This is a genomic window from Streptococcus suis YS56 (assembly GCF_000440115.1).
In the GTDB taxonomy this organism is placed as follows: Bacteria; Bacillota; Bacilli; order Lactobacillales; family Streptococcaceae; genus Streptococcus; species Streptococcus suis_L.
Genome location: NZ_ALMY01000067.1, coordinates 1 through 5,382 on the forward strand (window position 1 = coordinate 1; position 5,382 = coordinate 5,382).

7 protein-coding genes and 1 pseudogene are annotated in these 5,382 nt (G+C 47.3%); 7 read left to right on the forward strand and 1 reads right to left on the reverse strand.

Annotated elements, in window-relative coordinates; genetic code table 11:
- Nucleotides 1–272 (reverse strand): DUF1761 family protein (locus SST62_RS0107850; protein ID WP_029186908.1); only part of this gene is annotated, 272 nt, incomplete at its 3' end.
- A 134-nt stretch (nt 273–406) separates the two neighbouring features.
- Here SST62_RS0107850 and rlmB point away from each other — a divergent pair.
- The 7 genes and pseudogenes from rlmB (at nt 407) to rpsI (ending at nt 5,255) form a co-directional block, all read left to right on the forward strand.
- Nucleotides 407–1,135 carry a 23S rRNA (guanosine(2251)-2'-O)-methyltransferase RlmB gene (rlmB, locus tag SST62_RS0107855; protein WP_029186909.1) on the forward strand — a complete coding sequence of 243 codons (729 nt, stop codon included), beginning with the start codon at nt 407–409 and terminating at the stop codon, nt 1,133–1,135.
- A pseudogene (locus SST62_RS01000000111660) lies at nt 1,136–1,658 on the forward strand (NYN domain-containing protein).
- Nucleotides 1,655–2,515, forward strand: a complete 861-nt coding sequence (locus tag SST62_RS0107865) for a DegV family protein (RefSeq protein ID WP_029186910.1) — start codon at nt 1,655–1,657, stop codon at nt 2,513–2,515. The pseudogene SST62_RS01000000111660 and the gene SST62_RS0107865 overlap by 4 nt, the downstream one beginning before the upstream one ends.
- Before the next feature lie 61 nt (nt 2,516–2,576).
- A complete protein-coding gene (locus tag SST62_RS0107870; RefSeq protein WP_029186911.1) occupies nt 2,577–3,470 on the forward strand; it encodes a hypothetical protein in 894 nt (297 codons plus the stop codon).
- Nucleotides 3,471–3,678: 208 nt separating this feature from the next.
- A complete protein-coding gene (locus tag SST62_RS0107880) occupies nt 3,679–4,182 on the forward strand; it encodes a GNAT family N-acetyltransferase (protein ID WP_050571901.1) in 504 nt (167 codons plus the stop codon).
- 214 nt (nt 4,183–4,396) lie between these two features.
- Entirely contained in the window at nt 4,397–4,843 is a 447-nt protein-coding gene (rplM, locus tag SST62_RS0107885) for a 50S ribosomal protein L13 (protein WP_002876943.1), read from the forward strand.
- A 19-nt stretch (nt 4,844–4,862) separates the two neighbouring features.
- The gene (rpsI, locus tag SST62_RS0107890) at nt 4,863–5,255 is read left to right on the forward strand and encodes a 30S ribosomal protein S9 (RefSeq protein ID WP_002942223.1); all 393 of its coding nucleotides are present in this window, start codon (nt 4,863–4,865) and stop codon (nt 5,253–5,255) included.
- Nucleotides 5,256–5,382 lie beyond the last annotated feature (127 nt).

Here is a 5,382-nt window from a genome sequence, read left to right on the forward strand (position 1 = left end):
CTGCAATTACCCCCCATGCCGCCAGCTGCATGGAGTGGTGAAACACCAAGGGTCTTGATGAAGAAAATCGCTACAACAGCAGTCAAAACTTCAATCGCTAAGGAAATCATCATTTCCTTCTGGCCATTTTTGCCAGCCTGACGGTCAGCTTCTACCTTAGCCATGTCAATGCCAGAGGCTTCAATCCAAGCATCACGGAAAATAAAACCATACCACAAACCACCAATAGCAAAGGCAATCAGCCCTGCCAGAATTCCAAAAATAAGTGTCATAAAATCTCCTTTTTATTCCGTTTGTACGGATAAATGATAGATAACAGAATACCATGGTTTGGTAAGGAGGTCAAGTTTTTCAGCTGTGATATAGTGAGTGCCTATTTTCAGTCAACCTATGCTATAATACTCTTATGGAACAAAATGATATAGTATATGGCGTACATGCTGTAGTGGAGAGTTTGGAGGCCAACACTGGCAACAAACTCTACATTCAGGATGATTTGCGCGGAAAAAATGTAGAAAAAATCAAGGCACTGGCGGCAGAGAAGAAGGTGTCGATTTCCTGGACGCCGAAGAAGACCCTGTCTGACATGACAGAAGGTGCCGTTCACCAAGGCTTTGTCCTGCGGGTCTCCGAGTTTGCCTATGCGGACCTGTCGGCAATTTTGGAAAAGGCAGAGCAGGAAGACAATCCTCTCATTCTCATCTTGGACGGTCTGACAGACCCCCACAACTTCGGCTCGATTTTACGTACCGCAGATGCGACTCAGGTAGCGGGCATCATCATTCCCAAGCACCGAGCAGTTGGCGTGACGCCTGTTGTGGCTAAGACTTCCACAGGTGCGGTGGCCCATGTCCCAATCGCCCGAGTGACCAATCTTAGCCAAACCCTTGATAAGCTCAAGGAGGCTGGTTTCTGGGTATTTGGTACCGATATGAACGGAACCCCAAGCCACAAGTGGAATACAGCTGGCAAGCTAGCCCTTATTATCGGCAACGAAGGCAAGGGCATTTCCAGCAATATCAAAAAGCAGGTAGATGAGATGATTACCATTCCTATGAAGGGCCATGTCCAATCTCTCAACGCCAGCGTAGCAGCAGCTGTGCTGATGTACGAAGTATTTCGGAAGAAAATCTAAATGAAAGAAAAAGTTCTCATTGTAGATGGCTACAACATGATTGCCTTTTGGCAATCAACCAAGCAGGATTTTAAAAAGGGAGACTTGGATGCGGCCAGAACGACCTTGCTTCGCACCTTGTCTCACTACGCAGCCTTTGAACAGATTGAGGTGATGTGTGTCTTTGATGCCCACCATGTGCCAGGTCTTCGCCAGCAGTATGGATGAATACAAGGTATCGGTCATTTTTACAGAGGAGGAAGAGACGGCAGATAGTTATATCGAACAACTCAGCGCTCAGCTCAATAGTGACCGTCGCAAGCAGGTTTCCGTCGCAACCAGTGACCTCAACGAACAATGGGTGGTCTTTTCACAAGGGGCCTTACGGGTTTCGGCGCGTGAGTTAGAGGAGAGAACCAGGGTCATCAAAAAGGACTTGGACAAGTTTGTGGACCAGGTTGAACTCTACACCCCGCGGCTCAATCCCTGGTCAGATGGGAATTTTCAAGCCTTAAAAGCAATGATGGAGGAAATGAAAGAATGACATTTACAATCGTAACCGATTCGACATCGGATTTGCCAACCAGCTGGGTCCAAGAAAATGATGTGATCGTGCTTGGTTTGACCATTAACCTAGACGGGGTGACTTATGAGACAGTCGGTGAGAAAGGTTTGACCTCAGCGGATCTGCTGGATAAAATGGCGACTGGAGGCCTTCCGACAACCAGTCAGGTCAATGTTGGTCAGTTTGAAGAAGTTTTTGAAGCGGCAGCCAAGGAAGGTCAAGATGTACTCTACCTGGCCTTTTCATCGGCTCTTTCAGGGACCTATCAGAGTGGAACCATTGCACGTGATATGGTCTTGGATAACTATCCACAAGCCCATATCGAGATTGTCGATACCAAGGCGGCTTCTATCGGTGAAGGCTACTTGGTCATGCAGGCGGCTCAAGCACGTGCTGTGGGTAAGACCTTGGTAGAAACCAAGGCACTTATTGAGGAACTGGTGCCACGCTTGCGGACCTATCTCTTGGTCGATGACCTTAACCACCTGGTGCGTGGTGGTCGCTTATCTAAGGCAGCAGCTCTCATTGGTGGTCTGGTCAATATCAAGCCCCTCCTTGCGCTCAATGCGGAAGGAAAGTTAGAAGCAATTGCTAAAATCCGTGGTCGCAAAAAAGGAATCAAGGAAATGATGACCTTGACCTTGGATAATTTGGATCATTCTACGGTTATGGTGGCCTATACAGGTGATATTGAGGCGGCTGAAGCGATGAAGGCAACCTTGTTGGAAGATAGCCGTGTCAGCGATGTTCTTTTGACTGAGTTGGGTCCAATCATTGCCACCCATACAGGAGCAGGAGTATTGGCTATTATTTCTATCAATAAAGAAGAGAGATAATCTCTTTTCTTTTCACAAAACAAGAAAGCGATTACAAACTAATATCGATTTGGAGGTTCATATGAAACGATTGTTGTCTTGTTATGCCAGCGATTTGCTGGGAGCGACTAAGGAGGAACTCAAGCAGTCCATTCTATCCAGTGAAGGTCGAATTATCATGGGAGAAACGGTGGTGACAGCGGCTCCCTTGATTGCCGGGGTGACCAATGCGGAGATGATGGCTGCTTTTGGTTGTGACCTCTTGGTACTCAACGAATTGGATGTCTTTCATCCGGAGATTGTTGGTTTTTACGACTGCGACAATCCTATTGCAGAAATCAAGCGGTTGACAGGTCGATTGGTCGGGATTAACTTGGAGCCTGTGGATAGCAGCCAAGAGGTCCAAGACCAGCAGATTTTTCTCAAACCGGGTCGTCAGGTCAGTCCAGAAAGTCTGGAACAGGCCCAAGCCCTTGGCGTTGACTTCATCATGCTGACAGGCAATCCTGCTACGGGTGTGTCCATGGCTGCAATCCGCTCTGCTATTGGCCTTGCCAAAGAACACTTTAAGGGCCTCATCTTTGCGGGGAAAATGCACGGTGCAGGTCTGGGAGAGTCGGTCGTGGACAGCCAATCCCTGCTGGATTTTGTGGACTTGGGGGCAGATGGTGTCCTCATTCCTGCGGTCGGAACGGTGCCGGGCGTTCGGGAGGAAATCGTGGCACCGATCGTCAGTCAGGTCAAGGCGCGTGGTGGTCTGGTTATTTCGACCATTGGGACCAGTCAGGAGAGTGCGGACAGCCAGACGGTGCGGGAGTTTGGGCTCAGCAACAAGCGAGTGGGCTCGGATGTCCACCATATCGGAGACGGAGGCTACGGTCGTATGCCAGACCCTGAAAATATCTTGGCTCTGTCCTTGGCGGTCAGAGGCAAGCGGCACACCTATTTTAGAATGGGGCAGTCAGTAAGGAGATAGAATGTCACTTATCATTAGAAGAGAAGAAGAAAAGGATCAGCGTGCGATCGAAGAGCAAACACGTGACGCCTTTTGGAATGTCTTTCGTCCGTCAGTTTATCTTTTATTACATCGTTAACTCGTTTTGCCGTACTCCAGTACTGTCTGCAACTCGTTGCCTTGTTCTAAAAGTAAACTGAAGGCCTGTTATCTGAGTGCGACTGAGCATTTGGTCCTTCATCAATTACGCGGACAAGACCATGTGATAAAAGATCTCAATCTTGTGGCGGAAGCCGACGGTCAGCTGGTGGGGCATATCCTCTATGTCACGTCGGAGATCACAGCGGACGGCACTCGCCTGCCCATTCTGACCTTTGGTCCCTTTAGCATCTCGCCAGACCAGCAAGGCCGCGGTTACGGTCAGGCACTTTTAGAGCATTCGCTGGCTTTGGCGGAAAATAGCGGAGCGGTCTTGGTGGCTATTACAGGCTCTCCTGATTACTACAGTCAATTTGGTTTTGTTAAGGGTAAAGAGGTCGGTATTCGCTATCAGGCAGACCCAGAAGCTGATTATTTCTTGGTCAAGTTGTTCCGACCAGAAGTTCTGGAAGGCCGGGACTGGTGGTTTACAGATCCGCCGGGCTACACGGTGGATGAATTGGTCTTGGAAGAATTTGATAAAACCTTTCCTTATCAGGAGAAGCTGGTCTTACCTGGACAGCTAGGTCAGTAAGGAAAGGAAAACTGATAAGGCTTTCATTCTCAGTAGCTCTGCTATCTTTCAAAAAATAAAAAAAGTAAAGTAAAATGGCTTGACGGAGACTAGTAGATTTGATAGAATGGTAGACGGTATTGTTTACCCCATTTGAAAGGCCCCGGAACCTTCCAAATACCCGCGGACCGGAACATCCGCCCAGTAAACAAAAACGATTCGTATAGGAGAAATCATGAACAAAACAACATTTATGGCTAAACCAGGCCAAGTTGAACGTAAATGGTATGTAGTAGACGCTACTGATGTACCTCTTGGACGCCTTTCAGCAGTAGTTGCTAGCGTTCTTCGCGGTAAAAACAAACCAACTTTCACACCTCACACTGATACTGGTGACTTCGTTATCGTTATCAATGCTGAGAAAGTGAAATTGACTGGTAAAAAAGCAACTGATAAGATCTACTACACTCACTCAAACCACCCAGGCGGATTGAAATCAATCTCAGCTGGTGAATTGCGTTCTAAAAACGCTGTTCGTTTGATTGAAAAATCAGTTAAAGGTATGCTTCCACACAACACACTTGGTCGTGCACAAGGCATGAAATTGAAAGTGTTTGTAGGTGCTGAGCACACTCACGCTGCACAACAACCAGAAGTACTTGATATTTCAGGTCTTATCTAAGGGAAAGGACGTAATCTAAATGGCACAAGCACAATACACAGGTACTGGTCGTCGTAAAAACGCGGTTGCACGCGTACGTTTGGTCCCAGGTACTGGTAAAATCACAGTAAACAAAAAAGATGTAGAAGAGTACATCCCACACGCTGACCTTCGTTTGGTTATCAACCAACCATTCGCAGTAACTTCAACACAAGGTTCATACGACGTTTTCGTTAACGTGAACGGTGGTGGTTACGGTGGTCAATCAGGTGCGATCCGTCACGGTATCGCGCGTGCATTGCTTCAAGTAGACCCAGACTTCCGCGATTCATTGAAACGCGCAGGCCTTCTTACTCGTGATGCTCGTATGGTTGAACGTAAAAAACCAGGTCTTAAGAAAGCACGTAAAGCTAGCCAGTTCTCTAAACGTTAAGAACCAGCTACAATACTGTATTTACAACACTTCATGGTCCACACCATGGGGTGTTTTTTCTACCATTTGTCAAGTCCATCAAGGTATTTGACGAAAAATATTTTGAGTCTCGTAATCCAAATATGGA